This window comes from Pseudoalteromonas sp. 2CM36K (genome assembly GCF_023161865.1).
Taxonomy (GTDB): domain Bacteria; phylum Pseudomonadota; class Gammaproteobacteria; order Enterobacterales; family Alteromonadaceae; genus Pseudoalteromonas; species Pseudoalteromonas tetraodonis.
Genome location: NZ_JALNTK010000017.1, coordinates 50,706 through 69,827 on the forward strand (window position 1 = coordinate 50,706; position 19,122 = coordinate 69,827).

Below are 19,122 nucleotides of genomic sequence, written 5' to 3' on the forward strand. Positions count from 1 at the left end.
TTTTTATTTTTAAATATATCGTTTAAATTACTTTTTCACTTTTGCGTTAGCAAAGGCGTCAGCAAAGGCATTCCCCATCATCGCATTGCCTGTATCGCGTTTAGGCTTAGGCGCTCGTGCTTGGTTGGTATTATTGCTGCGAGGCTTTTGCGGTGTCGCTTTATTGCTGGTGTCTATGTCGTCATCCAGGCGCATAGTAAAACTAATGCGTTTACGAGCAGCATCGACTTCAACCACTTTTACTTTAACAATGTCACCTGCTTTAACCACTTCGCGTGGGTCTGAAATAAACTTGTTAGTAATAGCTGAAATATGCACGAGTCCATCTTGATGAACACCTACATCAACAAATGCACCAAAATTAGCAACGTTAGAAACCACACCTTCTAAAATCATACCAGGCTTGAGGTCACTAATTTTTTCAACACCGGCTTTAAACTCCGCGGTTTTGAATTCAGGACGTGGATCGCGACCTGGTTTATCAAGCTCGCTAATAATGTCAGTCACGGTTGGTAAGCCAAATTTATCGTTAATATAGTCGTTTGCAGCGAGTTTACTTAAAAATTCACTGTTACCAATTAAGTTATTTACGTCTACCTGGTTATGTTCACAAATACGCTTAACGATAGGGTATGCTTCGGGGTGAACTGATGAGTTATCTAGCGGATCGCTGCCATTATTAATGCGTAAAAACCCAGCCGCTTGTTCGAATGCTTTTGGCCCTAAGCGTTCTACTTTTTTCAACTGACTACGTTTTGTAAATGACCCATTCGTGTCACGGTAGTTTACAATGTTTTGAGCCAACGTTTTGTTTAAGCCAGAAACACGTGCAAGCAAAGGCACTGAGGCCATATTTAAATCAACACCCACACTGTTTACACAGTCTTCTACTACAGAAATTAGGCTTTGCCCAAGTTGGCTTTGTGATACATCGTGTTGATATTGGCCTACACCGATAGACTTAGGCTCTATTTTAACTAGTTCAGCTAATGGATCTTGTAGGCGACGTGCAATAGATACTGCACCGCGTAAAGATACATCTAAATCTGGGAACTCATTAGCGGCAAATTCAGACGCAGAATACACCGAAGCGCCGGCTTCACTGACCATGATTTTATTTAGTTTAAGCTCCGTATTTGCCTTGATAAGCTCACCAACTAGTTTATCTGATTCGCGAGAAGCAGTGCCGTTACCAATCGCAATAAGCTCAACTTTATGTTGGCGACATAATTGCTCGAGCGTGCGCAGTGATTTATCCCAATGATTTTGTGGTGCATGTGGGAAGATTGTTTGTGTAGCGAGCAGTTTTCCTGTGCTATCGACTACCGCAATTTTACAGCCGGTACGCAAGCCGGGATCTAAACCAAGTGTCGTGCGAGGGCCTGCAGGCGCTGCCATTAATAAATCTTTTAAATTTTTAGCAAATACGTCAATGGCACCGGTTTCGGCTTTTTCACGCATTGCGGCTAAAAACTCATTTTCTAAGTGTAGCCCAAGCTTAATTTTCCATGCCCACTGCACCACAGTTAATAACCATGCACTAGCAGGTTTGTTTTTAATATCTAGGCGGTAATGATCACTGATCATTTGGGCACATAACTGGGCTGGATTTTCAGCACTTGGCTCAGGGTTAATCGTTAACTGTAAAATGCCTTCATTACGTGCTCTTAGCATGGCTAATGCACGGTGCGAGGGCACTTTTTTTAACGGCTCTTGATGTTCAAAGTAGTCTCTGTATTTAGCACCTGCTTGTTCTTGCCCATCAATTAACTTACTCTCAATTGCTCCATTTTGACTAATATGGCTTCTAAACTTAGCGAGTAATTTAGCGTCTTCAGCAAAACGCTCCATTAGAATAAATTTGGCACCATCAAGGGCTGCTTTTGTATCAATAATGGCTTTATCGGCATTAATATAGTGAGCGGCTTCAGCTTCTGGGTCGAGCATTGGGTCGTTAAATAACGCATTAGCAAGAGGTTCTAAACCGGCCTCAATAGCGATTTGACCTTTAGTGCGACGCTTTGCCTTATAAGGCAAGTATAAATCTTCAAGCTCGGTTTTACTTTGCGCTGCTTTTATATCAGCTGCTAATTCCCCGGTAAGCTTATTTTGAGATTCTATCGTCGATAGAATAAAGCCACGACGCTCTTCAAGTTCACGTAAATAAGACAAACGTTGTTCTAGAAGGCGTAGTTGGGTGTCATCTAATCCACCGGTCACTTCTTTTCTGTAACGGGCAATAAAGGGGACGGTTGCGCCTTCATCAAGTAACTTTGTTGCTGCAACCACTTGTTGCTGTTGTGCATTTAGCTCAGTTGCTAAACGTGCAGAGATATCGCTCATGCAAAAACCTTTTAATACAAAAAATAAGACCAGCTAAGAAGTTAACTGATGCGTCAATGTCTTGAATAATATCACAGGGGAGGGTAATAAAAAGCTCTTAAAGCAAGCTATTTTACTTGCTTTAAGATGCCATTACTGGGGTTGGAACTATACTAATAAAAAGCTGATTTAGTGAGGGTGCTCTATACTTTCGAGTACTTCACTAAATGTGTGCGCTATTGGACTAATATGAACAGGAATTTGCAGCTTACGTGCTATATCGCGTGCTGAAATTAAACCACTTATTTCATTATTAGCCGCAGTGACTAATAAAAACATAGCGCCATGATGTTCCATAGTTTGCAGTGCATCACCAATGCATGAGTAGCTTAAGCTTTTCATACTTACACCCATTAAATTACTTAGCGGTGTCATTAAATAGCGCAAGCTAATTTCACTACGAGGCAAGCCTAAACGCTGTGCTAAAATCATGATTTTTGAGCTTTGTAAATCAGCACTCGCCACTATACCTATTAGCTTTTGCTGCTCATCAGTTACCAAAATAAAATCAGAGCGTTGAGTCGTTAACTGTTTTGACGCTTGTTCAATTGTTGTATCAAACGATGCACGCATCGGGCTTGTATCAGTAAAACTAGTCACCACTTGTGTAGCAGGTGAAGTTAAATCAATGACAGCTTCATTAGTAAATGTATTCGCAATAGTGCCATGAGAAATATCTTGGGTACGGAGTTCTTTAAAGTTAGACATAATATCCACCTAATTAGTTATAAAATTTAATAATGTTTAAAAGCAAGTTATTAAACTAAATAACGGGTGGCGCTCGCGGGTGTGCATGGCTGTAAGGTGTGACTAAAAGGCTGCTTTCATAATGAAAGTAAAACGCTAAAGGAAGTGGTTGAATTTCTCTAAGCGCAATAACACCGACATGAGAGTCTATATCGGTGTCGAGGTTTGCTTGGTCAGGAGAATCGCAAACAATAAATTCTGCAGGTGTAAAACCAGCATCAATTTGCGTATTTTTGGGTGTTGCATGCAATGTCAAACTTACACTCATAAATAGTGTAAACAATAGGGCATTTTGTAATATGCGCGCTGTAATGTTTGACATAGTGACGACCTTAATTAACTACTCTCAAATTAATACATCATAACTTGAGTTACTTTAGTTATAGCGTACTCAGATAATATAAACAATAAAAAGTTAATATGATCTGAATCAAGACTAAGCCGTTTTATTTTTGGTAGGAAATATTATTTACATACCATTGCTTAGCACCTTGAGGGGTCATGACCTCAAAATCATCGTCTACTTGTTTTTTTAATAGTGCTCGCGCCATCGGTGAGTCAATAGAAATGTAATCGTTGCGATCATAAATTTCATCGGGACCGACAATTCTAAACTTCTTACACTCCCCAGCCTCGTTTTCTATTTCAACCCAAGCACCAAAAAAAACTTTACCGTCTTGCACGGGTGAGTAATCAACAATTTTTAAATCGGGGATGCGCTTACGTAGATAGCGCACTCGGCGGTCTATTTGGCGTAATAGACGCTTGTTATACTGATAGTCTGCATTTTCAGAGCGATCACCAAGGCTTGCAGCCCAACTCACAATTTTAGTGACTTCTGGGCGTTTTACATTCCAAAGATGGTCATGTTCTTGCTGAAGTTGTAAATAACCTTCGCGAGTAATTAAGTTTGTTTTCACGCCGTATTCTTGTTTAAGTTTCATGTGTGGCACGGTATTAAAATAAAGGCAGCTTGTCGAGATAAAATAGCCACCAATGGGTTTGAAATGTTCAGTAACAATCTAAGCACTTAATTAGTTTTTTATTATTAAGTTTTTCATTTATATTAACTATTAATAAATTATAAAAATAAGCAACAGATTATGGGACAAGAGACAGTAAAAGTATTAGTGGTTGATGACGATAAACGTTTGCGCAGTTTGCTTGAGCGCTATTTAGTAGAGCAAGGATTTATTGTTAGAACAGCCGCCGATTCACAGCAAATGGATAGGCTTATTGAGCGTGAAAACTTTCACTTAATGGTGCTTGATTTAATGCTGCCCGGAGAAGACGGGCTCTCTATTTGCAGACGGTTACGTCAAAAAGAAAACCAAATCCCAATTGTGATGTTGACCGCTAAAGGTGATGAAGTAGACCGCATTATTGGTTTGGAGCTCGGTGCTGACGATTATATTCCTAAACCGTTTAATCCACGTGAGTTACTTGCCCGCATAAAAGCAATTTTACGTCGCCAATCAAAAGAAGTGCCAGGGGCGCCCTCAGTAGAAGAGAATTTAATCAAGTTTGGTAAATTTACCTTAAATTTAGCCACACGAGAAATGAGCGAAGGGGATAATACCGTATCGCTCACAAGTGGTGAATTTGCCGTATTAAAAGCGTTGGTATCTCACCCTCGAGAGCCGTTAAGTCGTGATAAATTAATGAACTTGGCAAGAGGTCGTGATTACAGTGCGCTAGAGCGTAGTATTGATGTGCAAGTGTCACGCCTTCGCCATATGATAGAAGTGGATGCGGCTAACCCGCGTTATATTCAAACTGTATGGGGATTAGGTTATGTGTTTGTTCCTGATGGTGAAAAGTAATAATTATGGGGATGTTTCCACGTAGTGCGTTTGGGCAAACTGTTTTTTTAGTGGCAGCTTTGTTGCTGATTAACCAAATTGTATCCTACGTCACAGTAAGTTTATATGTTGTTAAACCCACCATTGAGCAAGTTAATTTGATGCTCGCTAAGCAAATTAAAACTGTATTTATTGACTGGGAAGATGGTGTTGAAGTAACCGATGAAGTTTCAGAAAAGTTTTTTGAAATAACCGGTATTGAGGTGATGACTCAGCGTGAAGCGATGCGCAATGGCTTAGGACAAAGTCGTGAGTATTCAGGGCTATCGCGAAGTATGTCAGAGCAGTTGAATGGGTTTTCTCGGGTACGCATTAGTCAAACCGAACCACTTATTTATTGGGTGGAAGCCCCGCAAGCACCGGGCTATTGGGTTAAAGTTCCCTTAACCGGATTTAAAGAAAGTAATCTTGAATTTCTAACTTTTTACTTATCCAGTATAGGCTTCTTAAGTGTATTAGGCGGGTGGTTATTTGCAAGGCATTTGAACCGACCATTAAAAGCACTGCAACAAGCGGCAATAAAAGTAGGTGTTGGTGATTTTAGTACTAAGTTACAAGAACAAGGCTCAAGTGAAGTTATTGAGGTAACGCGGGCTTTTAACCAAATGTCGCGAGGTATTGCAGCCCTTGAAAATGATCGTCGATTACTCATGGCCGGTGTCTCTCACGACTTACGCACGCCGCTTACCCGTATTAGGTTAGCCACAGAAATGATGGTTGATGAAGATGATTATTTACGCGAAGGTATTATTTACGACATTGAAGATATGAATGGCATTATTGATCAGTTTATTGAATATTTACGCCATCATAATTGTGAAGAACAGAGCTATGAAGATATCAATGCGTTAGTAGCCGAAGTCGTACAAAGTGAATTAAAGCATCAACGTGTTATTACGTTTGAAAGCAATCCTAACCTAGGTAATATTCCCATAAGCTCAGTGGCTATTAAGCGAGTAGTGACGAATATGATTGAAAATGCACTGCGTTACTCGCAAGGGGATATTGAGGTGCAAAGTTATTTTAATAGCAATAAAAAGTACGTCATTATTGCGGTTAATGATAATGGCCCAGGTATTCCTGAGAGTGAATTAGAATCAGTGTTCGAACCATTCAAGCAAGGTGACGCTGCACGAGGCAGTGAAGGCAGTGGTTTAGGCTTAGCTATTATTAAACGCATTATAGACATGCATAATGGCAAGGTTGTGCTCTCTAATCGCCCTGAAGGTGGTTTAAGTGCGCAAATATATTTACCGGTTAAAGTGGTTAATCAAAACTAAATAAAGCTATCCGCCGTTATATGCGGATAGCTTTAACCATTTTATAGTGCTTTAAAACGAATGGCTGTACCACCACTGGTGGCTAATTTTAGTGTGAGTTTATCATTTGCGGTAACAGTGCGTTTTTCTATTTTTAAATCGTAAGGGTTGTTCTTCCACTCTGCCTTAACACCATCTTTGTAGATTTGCGCTTCAAACTGTTTATCTTTATCTAAGAAGTCGAGTTTAACCTCAATGGTGCGGGCGTTTTCATCAGTTACAGCGCCTAAGTACCAGTCATTACCGGTGTACTGATCGCGTTTACGTTCTTTACGTGCAAATACAATAAAGTCGCCTACTTCTCCATCAAGCGCAATACTTTGTTGCCAATCGGTCGGTACGTCTTGAATAAATTGAAAAGCATCGGGCTTAGCTAAATAATTTTTAGGTAAATCAGCCGCCATTTGAATTGGGCTGTACATTACGACATAAAGTGCTAATTGCTTTGCCAGCGTTGTTTGCGGGCGATTTGTATCGCCACCTAAGCCATTAAAACTCATGTCAAAAATACCTGGCGTAAAGTCCATTGGGCCTGCAAGCATACGCGTAAAAGCAAGCATTGGAATGTGCTCAGGTGGATTGGGTGGCGTGCCCCATGCGTTAAATTCTTGGCCGCGAGCACCTTCACGAGCAATCCAATTAGGGTAAGTACGGCGAAGGCCGGTGTCTTTTATTGGCTCATGAGTATTAATACTTATTTTATGTTTTGCAGCTAGCTTAACGTTGTATAAGTACTCATTAACCATAAATTGACCGTCATGCCACTCAAAACGGGCAATGCCGTTTTCATCAATGCGTTTAATATTGCCACCATCGGCCACATAACCGGTTTTAATTTGGCTTACATTTGATTGCTCGTAAAGCGCAAAAGCGTCTTCCATTTGATTACGATAATTTGTTACGTTACCTGAGGTTTCATGGTGGCCAATTAACTGCACCCCTTTTTGCTTACCGTAGCGGGTAAGCTCCTCAATATCAAAGTCATCATATGGTTGGGTAAAACTAAATACATCGCCATTAAAAAACCAGTCGCCATCCCAACCGGTGTTCCAACCTTCCACTAATACACCATCAAAGCCGTATTTTGCGGCAAAGTCCATGTAGTATTTAGTATTTTTTGTGGTAGCACCGTGTTTTTCGCCACTACCCCAAGTATTCTCATTGATGTGCATGCCCCACCAAATACCTACGTATTTGCCTGGTTTAACCCAGGACACATCACCGAGCTTATTTGGCTCATTTAGATTTAAAATAATATCTGAATTAACTAAGTCTACCGCATGTTCGCCAATTTGAATGGTGCGCCAAGGCGTATTAAATGCACCGTACTTTTTGACTGCTATACCATCTGACCATGGCGTTAAATCGGCGCTAAAAGTGCCTGGGCGACGTTGATTAAGCACCATGCCCGCATAATCGACTAGGGCTGCTTCATGAATGCTGACATGTACACCGTTACCATTTTTAAAGGTAAAAGGGGTGTGAGCGAGTGCAGCATCTTGTAAGGCTGTGGTGTTGTAGACATATTCGTAACGATTCCAACCGCGAGCAGGTATCCACCATGCGGTGGCTTTATCGGCACCGGCGATGGCAAACTCGGTCAGCTCTTTAGTAATTTCTGTTTTTTCAAAATCGGCTTGTTTAGGGACTTCATAGCGAAATCCCACACCGCTATCAAAGGCTTTAAATCGCACTGTGTATGTGCCACCGTGGGGGGCGGGTTTATTAAAGGTAACGGCAATTTCATTGTGCTTGTCGACAACGGTTTGGCGCTCACCCCAAGGCTGTTGCCATTGGCTATCTGTCTGTGAGTGGGTTACTTCACTAATAACAAAACCTTCATCAAATGGCGCTTGGCTTTTAAATCTAAAACCTAAATGTGACTGCGCAATAACAGGTTTACCATTAAAGCTAATAGAATAGTAAGGAGATGAAGATTGATCAGATATGATGATTTTAATTTTTTGATCAGGCGATTCCAGCATGGCTTCTTTTGCAAAAGCGCTGCTTGAAAGTAAAGCAACTAGCAGTAAAGGTAATCTCATTGTGTGTCCTTTATGTCAAATTGTAGACTATGAGCATAAAGTGAAGGTGGGGTTATTACGAGATGACTGCAAACGTATTCAATGTAATTAAACACATAAAAAAGGGCTCTAGCGGCCCTGTTTTGTATTTATAAGTTATTATTTTTTATCAAAAGCGCGTTTCATGTAATTAGGTGTTGCGAGTGCACCGTGATGAATGCCGCCATTGTAGTATTCACTATGCTGTGCAATTATTGCTGCGCCGTCTTCTCTAAAGCCATTAAATGCCTCAGATTTGCGAGCTAGTGTCACTGACCATAACCCACTTGGGTAAATAGGTTGTGGGAATGGGAGTGTTTGTAAATCGTTAAAACCAACACTTAGCATAGCTTCGCGCATTTCAACCAACAGTGGCATATGCATTAATGGCGATTCACTTTGTTGTACCAGTATTCCACCAGGGCGAAGTGCGTTTAAACAGCTAGTATAAAACGCATGGTTAAATAAACCTTCACCTGGGCCTACCGGGTCAGTACCATCAACAATCACTACATCAATAGACTCACCAGCTGCTTCGCGCATGTATTTAATGCCATCGTCAAACATCACAGTAGCACGTGGGTCGTTATTTGATTCACATAACTCAGGGAAGTACTTTAACGACATTTGGGTAACCACTTCGTCAATATCGATTTGTGTAACAGTTTCTACACTTGGGTGCTTGAGCACTTCACGTAATGTACCGCAATCGCCGCCACCAATAATAACGACGTTTTTTGGGTTTGGATGCGCCAGTAATGCTGGGTGGCTGATCATTTCGTGGTAAAAAAAGTTTTCACGGCTGCTTACCATAGTACAACCATCAATGATCATTAAATTACCAAAGTCTGTGGTTTCAAACATTTCTACTTTTTGAAAAGGAGACTGTTTTTCATCTAACTTTTTGTTAATACGTAATGAAAATGCGCTGCCATCGCGGTCGCTAATTTCAGTAAACCACTTACTTTGATCTAAATTTGCCATAGTTGTTGTTACACTTTTGGTTGAGTATGAAAAAAAGGAGGCAATTCTGCCAGTGCTTGGCCTATTGCTCAATCAAATTTTACTCTCTTTAGCGAATAAAGTTAGCTATAAAGAGGGGAAAGTTCAATTTTTGTTAGCTTAGCAGATAGTGACGTATTAAAATGCCCCTTTACACCTAATTTAATAAAGAAGAGTTGCCATGACTTGGGGTTTAGAAACAGCACGTGCTACATACAATGTTGCTCATTGGAGCGATGGTTATTTTGATATTAACGCACAAGGTGAGTTGATAGCCTATCCTGATGGCGACCAAACAAAACCTGCCATTTCTTTAAGTCAGCTTACTGAGCAATTTAAGCAACAAGGGTTAACATTGCCCGTACTGGTGCGCTTTACTGATATTTTAAAAAATCGTGTCGATACGCTCACCAATGCCTTTACTCAAGCGCGCACTAACCGAGAATATAACGGCAAATACACCTGTGTTTATCCTATTAAAGTAAACCAGCAGCGCTCTGTTGTGAGTAAGTTATTAGCTCACCCAAGTGGCTTAGTGGGACTTGAAGCCGGTTCTAAGCCTGAACTAATGGCCATTTTAGGGGTGGCGAAAGAGCCTATTACAATTGTATGCAACGGCTACAAAGACAGTGAGTTTTTACGTTTAGCCTGTATTGGTCAAGCAATGGGGCACAACGTTAAAATTGTGGTCGAAAAACTCTCTGAGCTAACCACATTGCTTGAAGAAATTGATAATTTAGGTATTGAGCCTGCTATTGGTATTCGCATTCGCTTAAATTCGGTTGGTAAAGGTAAATGGCAAAATACCGGTGGTGAAAAAGGTAAGTTTGGTTTAACCGCAGGGCAAGTACTTAGTGCAGTGGAAGTACTTAAGCAACATAACAAGTTGCATTTAATGCAAATGGTGCATTTTCATATTGGTTCTCAAATCGCCAATATTCGTGATATTCATCGTGCCTTGCGCGAATGTGCTCGCCATTTTGCTGAATTAACTCAATACGGTGTACCGCTAAATACGGTTGATGTGGGTGGCGGGCTTGGCGTTGACTACGAAGGTTCAGGCTCACGTAGTGCCTGCTCAATGAACTACACAGTCGAAGAATACGCACGTAATGTAGTGAATGCATTTGCCGATGTGTGCGATCAGCATAACTTAACGCATCCTGCGATTATTACAGAATCTGGCCGTGCATTAACGGCTCATCATGCAGTGTTGATCACCGATGTCATTGATGTAGAAAAAGCACCGAATCATTTAAACCCAAAACCGCCATTGGAAAACAGCGCATTAGTGCTAGATGAAATGTGGCAATGCTTACAACGTTTGAACCCACGTATGGCACTTGAAATATATCATGATGCTATGCACTTATTTAGCGAAGCACACGATCAATACGTGCATGGTTTAGTGAGCATGCTAGAGTGGGCGAAAATAGAGCAGCTTTACTTTACTATTTTACATCGTGTTCGTGCTTCATTAAGCTCTAATGCAAGAGCTCACCGCGAAGTGCTGGATGATTTAAACGAAAAACTAGCCGATAAACTGTTTGTGAATTTTTCATTGTTTCAGTCATTACCTGATGTATGGGGTATTCAGCAGTTATTTCCGGTTATGCCCATCGAAAACCTAACGCAGCCGCTCACTCAGCGCGCGATTATCCAAGACATTACTTGTGATTCTGACGGGCAAATACGAGACTACGTTGAAGGTGCGGGTATTGAAACAAGTTTACCTATCCCTGAATATACACAAGGTCAGCAGTATCATATTGCCATGTTTATGGTGGGGGCATACCAAGAGATTTTAGGTGACTTACATAACCTATTTGGTGATACCGACTCAGTCCATGTTGAGCTTAATGAGCAAGGATATGTATTAACCAATGCCATTAAAGGTGACAGCGTTAAGGATGTATTAAAATTTGTTGATTATGATAGCGAGTTATTAGCTGATAACTTTGCCACTCAAATTAATAAACTTGATGTATCAGAACACTGTAAAGAAGGGTATCTAGCCGAGCTCAATGCAGGACTTGAGGGCTACACCTATTTTGAAGATTAATTTAGTTGCATAGTTAAGCGCGGTCCTAGTGGCTGCGCGATATTTAAAGGAATAGAAGTAATGTCAGTTATTCGCAGTGTATTTAGTATTTTCTTTTATACAATAAACACTCTTTTTTGGTTTGTGCCTATTTTTATTTGTGGCATCGTTAAGTTAATCCCAATTAAGGGACTTCAAAAATTAATGAGCTGGACGGCCAAGCAATGTGCCTCTATTTGGGTGACCTTCAACACGTTAAATCAAACGTTATTAACGCCAACTAAACTTAATGTTATTGGCCTTGAAGAGCTTAAATTAAAAGATTGGTACTTAGTCATTGCTAACCACCAAAGCTGGGTGGATATTTTAGTGTTACAGCGGGTGTTTAACCGAAAAATACCTTTTTTAAACTTCTTTTTGAAAAAAGAGTTAATTTACGTGCCTGTTTTAGGTTTATGTTGGTGGGCACTTGACTTTCCTTTTATGACCCGCACCAGTAAAAGTCAATTAAAAAAGAACCCCAAGTTGCGCGGTAAAGATTTAGAAACCACTCGTAAAGCCTGTGAAAAATTTAAAGAAATGCCAGTCAGTGTGGTTAACTTTGTTGAAGGGACGCGGTTTACAGCGCAAAAGCATGCGCGTCAAAATAGCCCGTTTACTCACTTACTTAAACCGAAAGCGGGTGGTGTGGCGTTTGTAATGCAAGCCATGGGTGAGCAAATTTCTAAAGTGGTAAATGTCACTATTCATTACCCTGAGGGCATTCCTACCTTTATGGATTTTGCAGCCGGTAAAGTAAAACACATTGATGTACATGTTGAAGTAAAAGGCGTTAGTGACGACTTAATTGGTGATTACACTAATGATCCTGACTTTAGAGTACGCTTTCAAAGTGAATTAAATCGCGTGTGGGAAGAAAAAAACCAGACGTTGGTTAATCTCAAACAAAAATAACAAAATGAGCTGACAGTTATGCTAAAAAAATGGTTACCTAATTGGTTAAATGGCTTAATTGTTGGCTGTGTTTTATTTGCTAATTTAATAATATTTGGCGCATTAGTGCTTACCCTAGGGTTAGTTAAATTAGTGCTGCCCATACCTGTAGTGAGTAAATTATTACACAGTGCGTATAAAGGGTGGTGCAAAGGTAACCGCTTAGGGCTGTGGCTAGGCTGTAATGATATTAAAGTTAATATTAGTGGGGAGGTGAATGCCAACAGTTGGTATTTGCTAATCAGTAATCATATTAGCTGGCTTGATATTGCGGTATTAAGCTCGTTAAATGCATTACCAGCTCCTAAGTTTTTTTTAAAAGATGAGCTTAAATACGTGCCATTTATTGGCACTGGTGCGTGGGCGATGGGTATGCCCTTTATGAAACGAGTGACCAAAGCGCAATTGGCTAAAAATCCGAATTTAAAAGGCTTAGATGTCGAGCGTACTAAGCGCAGTTGCCGTAACTTTCGTCATCATCCTACAACCATAGTTAACTTTGTAGAAGGTACGCGTTTTACTGCGCAAAAGCACCTGCATCAACAAAGCCCTTTTCAGCATTTATTAAAGCCTAAGGCTGGTGGAACTGCTTTTGCCTTAGAGGTTTTAAACGAGCAGTTTGACGCTATGCTTAACACCAGTTTAGTGTATAGCGGTCAGTCAGATCATGTGTGTCGTAATATTTTAAAAGGCGAGTTGGAGTCTATTCATATTACTATTGAGGTTATGCCAATAAATACACAGATGATTGGCAGTTACCAAACCGATAAGGCATTCAGGGCCCAATTTCAGCAATACTTAAATAACTTATGGACTGTAAAAGATAAGCAATTAAGCGCTATTCATATTCAGCAAGCTAGTACTGAATTAACACCCAGTAAGGAAATTGAAATACCATGAGCAAAACACACCTACAGGAGCTAATTACTCCTTGGTTTGAAAAAGTCCCCGATGCTTTTTTTCTCAGTGCCATCACCGCCTCATCAATTGGCATTCTTTCATTATTATTTGTTTACTTATTTACTCGTCGCTTAATGTTACCGGGTATTCAAAAGGTGGTGACTAAACTCTCTCCTGAGCGTATTGGTTCATTGACACCTATGTTAACTAAGCTGAATAAACGAATTGCTTGCTTGTTATGTTGTGTACTTTTTTTAGCCACATTTGATAGTGTTTATCCGGTTAATGCAATTGCTCAAGAGATCCTTAAAACCATTGGCCAAGCATTATTAATTATTTATATAGGTTTTATTATTAGCAGCATAGTGAGCATTGCTGGCGCTATTTATAACCAACTAGACTTTGCCCGCGAAGTGCCTATTCAAGGGCTAATTCAAGTAGTGAAGCTAATCACCTTTATTGTGTGTTCAATATTAATTGTTAGTATTGTGCTTGAAAAATCGCCGACTTATATTCTCTCTGGTTTTGGTGCCATAGCGGCAGTAACGTTATTGGTATTTAAAGACACCATATTAGGTTTTGTCGCCAGCATTCAAATTGCCGCTAATCGTTTAGTGACCTATGGGGACTGGATCCAAGTAGATAACTACGGCGCCGATGGCGAAGTAATTGATTTAGGACTTAATACCGTAAAAGTGCGTAATTGGGACAATACCATAACGACTATACCCACTTATATGCTGGTGGCCGGTTCGTTTAAAAATTGGCGCGGTATGCAAGAATCTGGTGGGCGACGTATTAAACGTTCTTTAAACATTGATATGAACAGCATCTTTTTAGTTGATGATGACTTTAAAGCGCAAATAGAAGCGGCTATACCACTGCAAGAATATATTCGACTAGGCACACTTCCCGATCCGGTGTCGAACTTAGGGCTATTTCGTCGCTATGCAGAGGGTTACTTAAAACAACACAGTAAAATCAATACCTCGCTCACACTTATGGTGCGTGAACTACAACCGCTTAATCATGGCTTACCGATTGAATTTTACTGCTTCAGTGAAGACAAACGTTGGATATCGTACGAGCACTTACAAGCTGAAATTATGGACCATTTACTGGCCGTATTACCTGTGTTTGGGCTGCGCGCTTATCAAAGTGTCAGTGGGCAATTAAGCCCAGCTGACGGGGCGAATATGGCGGGTAAGCCCAGCATTAAAGTGCCCAATAATGCTGTCCAAGGCCAACACCAATAAACAATAATAATAGCCACCAAATAGGTGGCTTTTTCATACGTAGCCATGCAAATGCAGCAATCACTAATGCGATATGCCAAACATTGCTTACGGCTGAAGTCCAAATGGGCGAATACAATGCAGCAGCCAAAAAACCAACTACAGCAGCATTAAGCGCTGCAATTGAGCTGGCAAAGCGAGGGTTACTGGCCAAGTTTATCCAGCTTTTTTGAAATGCCAACATCAGTAAAAAACCAGGGGTAAATATCAATAATGTAGCTATGATTGCGCCCATTATTGGCTGCTCGGTAGTTAGCTGCGCGCCTAAGTAGGTCGCTATAGTAAACATCGGTCCAGGTATAGCCTGAGCACTGGCGTAAGCCGTTAAAAATTGATCATCACTTAACGTAGGCACACCCGCTTGAAGTACTGGCAACACAACATGTCCGCCACCAAATACCATGGCGCCTGCTTGGTAAAAAGGTGCAAATAACGCAGCGTTTTCGCCAAGTGGGATAAAGCTGATGGCAAGTAGTAGTGCAAATAAGACAAGAGCAATCCAATTGATGTTGTTTTTTTCTCTGCTAACATTTTCTGTAGATTTAGCTAAGTTAAGTAAAGGCCATAAAGCACCGATAATGGCAGCGGTTACTAAAATGGCGATTTGAGTGCCCAACATAGGAAATAAAATCAGTGCTAAAGTACTCATTATTGCCAGAAGTTTAAGTACCGCACTGGTGCAAAAGCTTTTCGACATACTAAGGGTCGCATCAGCAACAATTACTACGGCAAAGAGTTTTAACCCAGTAATAACTGCGAAATAAACGGCGTTAAATTGGTGAGCACTAATAGCAAGCAGAGTCATAATCAAAAAAGAAGGCAGGGTAAAGCCTATAAACGCAGCGATACCACCGAGTACACCCGCACGTTCTACGCCAATAGCAAAGCTAACCTGACTTGACCCAGGGCCTGGCAGAGCTTGACTTAAGCTAATTAGCTGCGCGTAACGCGCTGTACTTAACCAGCGAAGCGAATCAACAAAGTGGTGCTTAAAGTAACCTAAATGCGCGGCAGGGCCGCCAAAGCTCATGCAGCCAAGCAAAAAGAACTGTCTAAAAATCGCAATTAACATAGTGGCAATCGCCTTTTGATAAATCGTAAAATTGTCACAAACAAGTATGACATTATTATGAAACGCTATCACTACTTCCTTATTTGATAGGCAATATCAACGCTTATACGTTATTCTTCATTGTTGGTTCATACATATATTTGCATAATTGCAATAATAAATTCTAAATGAATAGGAAATCACCATGACGTTAACTAAATCACTTTTAAGTGTCACTGTCGTTGCTGTATTACTTTCTGGCTGTGAAATGAATAACACAGGTAAAGGTGCTGCTATAGGTGCAGCCGCGGGTGGTATTTTAGGTAAAGCTACAGGTAACCACAAAGATAAACGTATTTTTATTGGTGCAGCTATTGGTGCGCTAGCGGGTGCTGCTGTAGGTGATTACATGGATAAACAAGAAGCTGCTTTTCGTGATGAGTTAGCGGGTTCGGGAGTTGAAGTGGTTCGTGAAGGCGATAACTTACGCTTAGTAATGCCCTCTAATATTACGTTTGCGACTGATCAATCTTATATTTCATCGGGCTTTCATGACACTCTAAATGCGATAGCAAGTGTAATGAATAAATACGAAAAAACCTACTTAAGTGTTGAAGGCCACACCGACAGCACGGGCAAAGACAGTTACAACATGACTCTTTCAGAGCAGCGTGCACAAAGCGTAAAAAATTACTTGGTAAACCAACAAATTATGGCTGCTCGAGTAAGCACGAGTGGCTATGGCGAATCACGCCCAATAGCGACTAACGACACAGCGAATGGTCGTGCGCAAAATCGCCGAGTAGAAATTCAAATTGTACCAAACACTCAAGGTTAGCTTTTGTAGTTACAAACCGCGTTTGCGCGCGGTTTGTGTACTTATTTAAAGGGCACTTTTAAATAAGTTAGTTGTCATAAGGAGTTCTTCATAGGGACATGTTTATGACAAAGTGGCGTACAGCAATTATTTTATCGGTATTTTTACATGGGTTAGTTTTGTTTTTTTTAACTACCTTAAAAGCCCCTAAAATTAAACAGCCGCAATTAACGCCAATTAAAGCGTATATGGTGAATGTGCCTGCCAAAAATAAAGTAACACAACAAGCCACTCAGCAAAGCGCTAATAAAAATGTTAATACAGAAATAACCCCAACCAAGCCTGTTAATGCAACCCAATCAAAACCACTGAATGCGACTAATAAAAAAACACAGAAGACGACTGAGCCGGTAAGTACCACCTCCATAAATACCCACCCTGTAACCGCAACGTCTTATAAAAAGATCGACCTGAAAAAAGGGCTCAATAGTATTTTACAGCAACAAACTGGCTATTCGGATACTGCAAAGAATGACCCTCAGAAAAAGCGTATTACCGTCCCAAAAGAGCATGCAGGGAAGGTGAAGCCGCTTTTAAAAATAGAGCAGAAAAATATGCAATTTACCACTTATCGACGAGGTGATAGCTGTTTTAAAAAGGTATCCGTTGGTGCTGGAGTTATGCCAAAAAATGACTTGCCAGATAGTTATATTGCTGGTGCAAAGTGCGATAAAACCAAGCTAACTGAGGCTTACGATACCGCAATGAATAAATGGCTTGATAAAAAGTAGCGACTAAATTGCAATCAATCTAGATTAAACTGTAATTCACATAACTTTTGATACAAAGGGTTGCTTGCCATTAATTGCTGATGAGTGCCTGTGGCTTTTATTTCGCCATTTTCCATTACCACAATCATATCGGCGTGTTTTACCGTGGCTAGTCTATGGGCAATAATCAGCGTTGTTCTATTTTGCATTAAGTGCTCAAGTGCGGCCTGAACATGATGCTCACTTTGTGCATCAAGTGCACTGGTGGCTTCATCGAGTAGCAGTATTTCTGGGTCTTTTAAAATGGCGCGGGCAAGTACAATACGCTGCTTTTGTCCACCCGAAAGCCTAACACCTTGCTCACCTAAAAAGCTGTTATAGCCTTGTGGTAATTGCTTAATAAATTCATCGGCATGGGCGTGTTTAGCGGCTGCATAAACTTGCTCGTCACTGGCGCTTGGGTTGCCATAGCGAATGTTATGCATGACATCAGAGCTAAATAAAATCGGGTTTTGTGCCACCATGCCCATTTTGTTGCGTAAGGTGTTTAACGACAACTGTTTAATATTTATATTATGAAACTTAATCGCTCCGCTGGCTGGATCGTAAAAGCGCTGCAATAGTTCAAATAAGGTAGTTTTACCCGCACCGGAAGGGCCAACAATAGCCACAGTTTTACCTGTTTCAATATTTAAGCTGATATTATTTAATGCGCTTACATCTGGGCGAGAAGGGTAATTAAAGCTAATACCTTCAAGTGAAATTGCACTGTTGCTGGTTGTTGCATGTAACTCATCATCTTGTGGAATTTCGGGGTTTTGTATTTTACTTTCAACGGCGAGCAGTTCGAGCAATCTTGCTGCGGCTCCTGCGGCGCGCTGTAGTTCACCATAAACCTCTGCAACGGTCGCTACCGACATGGCCACCATAATGGCATAAAACACAAACGCGCCGAGTTCACCGCCCGTCATAGTGCCTGCTAACACATCACTACCGCCTACCCAGAGCATGGCACTGATAGCACTAAAGGTAAGAAAAATAACAGCTGCAATTAAAAACGAACGTTGTTTAATTCGGCTTTTAGCCACATTAAAGGCCTTTTCGGTTTCAAGCGCAAAAGCAGATTGCTCTTGCTGTTCATGGCTATAACTTTGTACCACTTTTATGTTTTGAATGATCTCACCCGCGTAGGTGCTGATATCGGCAATAGCATCTTGGCTGGAGCTTGCTAGTTTGCGTACTTTTTTTCCAAAAACCAACATAGGCACCAGTACTAAAGGGACGCAGGCCACAACGACCAAGGTAAGCTTTAAATTAGTAACAAGCAGCATAATTAAGCCACCGACTAACATTAGCGCGCTTCGCAGTGCCATAGAAAATGACGAGCCAATAATAGATTGTAGTAATGTGGTGTCGGTGGTTAAACGCGACATCAGCTCGCCGCTGCGATTTTCTTCAAAGTAACTCGGATGCAAGGTAACAATACGATTAAATACGGCTTTTCGAATGTCGTTACTGACTCGTTCGCCAATCCACGACATTAAATAAAATCGGCTGAATGTACCCACTGCCAATAAACTGATCAAACCAATTAATACCAAAACAGCTTGTTGTAACTGCGCTTGCGAGCCGGCAATAAAGCCATGATCAATCACAAATTTAACGCCTTGCCCTAGCGATAAGTTAACTCCTGCGGTGGCAAGTAATGCAACTAGAGCCCCTAAAACTACCCATTTATAAGGCTTAATAAAATTGAATATAGGGAATAAAGCGCTAAAGGCGGCTTTATCTGGAGCAGGCTTGTCTGTAGGCATAGTAGATTCTTATTGATGATTAAGGTATAGATATGGCATCAATAGATTAAAAATCAATAGTATTAA

16 protein-coding genes are annotated in these 19,122 nt (G+C 40.8%); 8 read left to right on the forward strand and 8 right to left on the reverse strand.

The window, feature by feature from the left end:
- Positions 1-27: 27 nt before the first annotated feature.
- From MTN97_RS11775 to greB, 4 genes are all read right to left on the reverse strand, one after another.
- Positions 28-2,343, reverse strand: a complete 2,316-nt coding sequence (locus tag MTN97_RS11775) for a Tex family protein (protein ID WP_248474464.1) — start codon at positions 2,341-2,343, stop codon at positions 28-30.
- A gap of 168 nt (positions 2,344-2,511) precedes the next feature.
- The gene (locus MTN97_RS11780; protein ID WP_069438581.1) at positions 2,512-3,090 is read right to left on the reverse strand and encodes a CBS domain-containing protein; all 579 of its coding nucleotides are present in this window, start codon (positions 3,088-3,090) and stop codon (positions 2,512-2,514) included.
- A gap of 55 nt (positions 3,091-3,145) precedes the next feature.
- Positions 3,146-3,451, reverse strand: coding sequence for a hypothetical protein (locus MTN97_RS11785; protein ID WP_024602195.1), 306 nt, complete (start codon positions 3,449-3,451; stop codon positions 3,146-3,148).
- 124 nt (positions 3,452-3,575) lie between these two features.
- Positions 3,576-4,049, reverse strand: coding sequence for a transcription elongation factor GreB (gene greB / locus MTN97_RS11790; protein ID WP_024602196.1), 474 nt, complete (start codon positions 4,047-4,049; stop codon positions 3,576-3,578).
- A gap of 183 nt (positions 4,050-4,232) precedes the next feature.
- Between greB and ompR the strand changes: the two genes are divergently transcribed.
- Positions 4,233-4,952, forward strand: a complete 720-nt coding sequence (gene ompR / locus MTN97_RS11795) for a two-component system response regulator OmpR (RefSeq protein WP_036980498.1) — start codon at positions 4,233-4,235, stop codon at positions 4,950-4,952.
- A gap of 5 nt (positions 4,953-4,957) precedes the next feature.
- Entirely contained in the window at positions 4,958-6,271 is a 1,314-nt protein-coding gene (envZ, locus tag MTN97_RS11800) for a two-component system sensor histidine kinase EnvZ (RefSeq protein ID WP_138626731.1), read from the forward strand.
- A gap of 41 nt (positions 6,272-6,312) precedes the next feature.
- Here the strand turns inward: envZ and MTN97_RS11805 are convergent, their stop codons facing one another.
- A complete protein-coding gene (locus MTN97_RS11805) occupies positions 6,313-8,355 on the reverse strand; it encodes a glycoside hydrolase family 97 protein (RefSeq protein WP_248474465.1) in 2,043 nt (680 codons plus the stop codon).
- A 138-nt stretch (positions 8,356-8,493) separates the two neighbouring features.
- Positions 8,494-9,357 (reverse strand): polyamine aminopropyltransferase, encoded by an 864-nt coding sequence (gene speE / locus MTN97_RS11810; protein ID WP_064662884.1) that lies wholly within the window; start codon positions 9,355-9,357, stop codon positions 8,494-8,496.
- A gap of 199 nt (positions 9,358-9,556) precedes the next feature.
- Here speE and speA point away from each other — a divergent pair, with 199 nt between their 5' ends.
- Genes speA through MTN97_RS11830 form a run of 4 tightly spaced genes read left to right on the forward strand, consistent with a single transcriptional unit; the run spans position 9,557 to position 14,565 of the window.
- Entirely contained in the window at positions 9,557-11,437 is a 1,881-nt protein-coding gene (gene speA / locus MTN97_RS11815; protein ID WP_214552471.1) for a biosynthetic arginine decarboxylase, read from the forward strand.
- Positions 11,438-11,497: 60 nt separating this feature from the next.
- Positions 11,498-12,370, forward strand: a complete 873-nt coding sequence (locus tag MTN97_RS11820) for an acyltransferase (protein ID WP_076922746.1) — start codon at positions 11,498-11,500, stop codon at positions 12,368-12,370.
- A gap of 18 nt (positions 12,371-12,388) precedes the next feature.
- Complete coding sequence (locus tag MTN97_RS11825) at positions 12,389-13,309, forward strand: acetyltransferase (protein WP_036980492.1); 921 nt, start codon at positions 12,389-12,391, stop codon at positions 13,307-13,309.
- A complete protein-coding gene (locus MTN97_RS11830; RefSeq protein WP_036980491.1) occupies positions 13,306-14,565 on the forward strand; it encodes a mechanosensitive ion channel family protein in 1,260 nt (419 codons plus the stop codon). The genes MTN97_RS11825 and MTN97_RS11830 overlap by 4 nt, the downstream gene beginning before the upstream one ends.
- On the opposite strand, the gene chrA is transcribed toward MTN97_RS11830, so the two are convergent.
- Entirely contained in the window at positions 14,525-15,676 is a 1,152-nt protein-coding gene (gene chrA / locus MTN97_RS11835; protein WP_248474466.1) for a chromate efflux transporter, read from the reverse strand. The genes MTN97_RS11830 and chrA overlap by 41 nt on opposite strands.
- Before the next feature lie 184 nt (positions 15,677-15,860).
- Between chrA and MTN97_RS11840 the strand changes: the two genes are divergently transcribed.
- Positions 15,861-16,493, forward strand: a complete 633-nt coding sequence (locus tag MTN97_RS11840) for an OmpA family protein (protein WP_013466091.1) — start codon at positions 15,861-15,863, stop codon at positions 16,491-16,493.
- A gap of 104 nt (positions 16,494-16,597) precedes the next feature.
- Positions 16,598-17,263 carry a hypothetical protein gene (locus tag MTN97_RS11845; protein WP_248474467.1) on the forward strand — a complete coding sequence of 222 codons (666 nt, stop codon included), beginning with the start codon at positions 16,598-16,600 and terminating at the stop codon, positions 17,261-17,263.
- Between the two features lie 14 nt (positions 17,264-17,277).
- On the opposite strand, the gene MTN97_RS11850 is transcribed toward MTN97_RS11845, so the two are convergent.
- The gene (locus MTN97_RS11850) at positions 17,278-19,056 is read right to left on the reverse strand and encodes an ABC transporter transmembrane domain-containing protein (RefSeq protein WP_248474468.1); all 1,779 of its coding nucleotides are present in this window, start codon (positions 19,054-19,056) and stop codon (positions 17,278-17,280) included.
- Positions 19,057-19,122: the final 66 nt, after the last annotated feature.

What these genes read in the sequence shown, in the direction of transcription:
- MTN97_RS11850 (WP_248474468.1), bottom strand. Translation starts at nt 19,056, where the DNA reads ATGCCTACAGACAAGCCTGCTCCAGATAAAGCCGCCTTTAGCGCTTTA.
- MTN97_RS11840 (WP_013466091.1), top strand. Translation starts at nt 15,861, where the DNA reads ATGACGTTAACTAAATCACTTTTAAGTGTCACTGTCGTTGCTGTATTA.
- MTN97_RS11825 (WP_036980492.1), top strand. Translation starts at nt 12,389, where the DNA reads ATGCTAAAAAAATGGTTACCTAATTGGTTAAATGGCTTAATTGTTGGC.
- speE (WP_064662884.1), bottom strand. Translation starts at nt 9,357, where the DNA reads ATGGCAAATTTAGATCAAAGTAAGTGGTTTACTGAAATTAGCGACCGC.
- MTN97_RS11775 (WP_248474464.1), bottom strand. Translation starts at nt 2,343, where the DNA reads ATGAGCGATATCTCTGCACGTTTAGCAACTGAGCTAAATGCACAACAG.
- MTN97_RS11830 (WP_036980491.1), top strand. Translation starts at nt 13,306, where the DNA reads ATGAGCAAAACACACCTACAGGAGCTAATTACTCCTTGGTTTGAAAAA.
- MTN97_RS11805 (WP_248474465.1), bottom strand. Translation starts at nt 8,355, where the DNA reads ATGAGATTACCTTTACTGCTAGTTGCTTTACTTTCAAGCAGCGCTTTT.
- chrA (WP_248474466.1), bottom strand. Translation starts at nt 15,676, where the DNA reads ATGTTAATTGCGATTTTTAGACAGTTCTTTTTGCTTGGCTGCATGAGC.
- MTN97_RS11820 (WP_076922746.1), top strand. Translation starts at nt 11,498, where the DNA reads ATGTCAGTTATTCGCAGTGTATTTAGTATTTTCTTTTATACAATAAAC.
- MTN97_RS11780 (WP_069438581.1), bottom strand. Translation starts at nt 3,090, where the DNA reads ATGTCTAACTTTAAAGAACTCCGTACCCAAGATATTTCTCATGGCACT.
- envZ (WP_138626731.1), top strand. Translation starts at nt 4,958, where the DNA reads ATGGGGATGTTTCCACGTAGTGCGTTTGGGCAAACTGTTTTTTTAGTG.
- MTN97_RS11845 (WP_248474467.1), top strand. Translation starts at nt 16,598, where the DNA reads ATGACAAAGTGGCGTACAGCAATTATTTTATCGGTATTTTTACATGGG.
- MTN97_RS11785 (WP_024602195.1), bottom strand. Translation starts at nt 3,451, where the DNA reads ATGTCAAACATTACAGCGCGCATATTACAAAATGCCCTATTGTTTACA.
- speA (WP_214552471.1), top strand. Translation starts at nt 9,557, where the DNA reads ATGACTTGGGGTTTAGAAACAGCACGTGCTACATACAATGTTGCTCAT.
- ompR (WP_036980498.1), top strand. Translation starts at nt 4,233, where the DNA reads ATGGGACAAGAGACAGTAAAAGTATTAGTGGTTGATGACGATAAACGT.